Origin of the sequence: Escherichia sp. AM3, assembly GCF_032029835.1 — a bacterium.
GTDB lineage: Bacteria > Pseudomonadota > Gammaproteobacteria > Enterobacterales > Enterobacteriaceae > Escherichia > Escherichia coli.
This window is the reverse complement of record NZ_JAVUPQ010000858.1, coordinates 1-290: the sequence shown is the minus strand read 5'-3', so window position 1 is coordinate 290 and position 290 is coordinate 1. Positions and strand designations below refer to the sequence as shown.

Here is a 290-nt window from a genome sequence, read left to right as displayed (position 1 = left end):
ATCGACGGCTCTGGCTACGTCAACGAGAACAGCAGCGATACCCAGATGAACGCGGTTATGTGGGAGCGCGACTATCAGGGGATGCGCTACGCCGCGGGCATGCTGAACGGCTGGGCGATGCAGTCTCTGGCGAGCGTCAGCGGGATTTCCGGCGGTGAAGTCTACGGCGTTTCCATGGGCAACCAGGCCAACTCCCGCAAGCGCGATAACACGCTCTCTCTGACGCCGGTGGTGGTCTATTTTCCCACGGCGGGCGAGGCCCGTATTCGTCGTGACGGGCAGCTTATCGG

General features: G+C 62.4%; 1 protein-coding gene. It reads left to right on the top strand.

Going from position 1 to position 290, the window contains the following annotated elements; all coding sequences use genetic code 11:
- Window positions 1–45: 45 nt before the first annotated feature.
- A partial coding sequence (locus RTW80_RS28725) for a hypothetical protein (protein WP_312721497.1) occupies window positions 46–290 on the top strand: 245 nt, incomplete at its 3' end.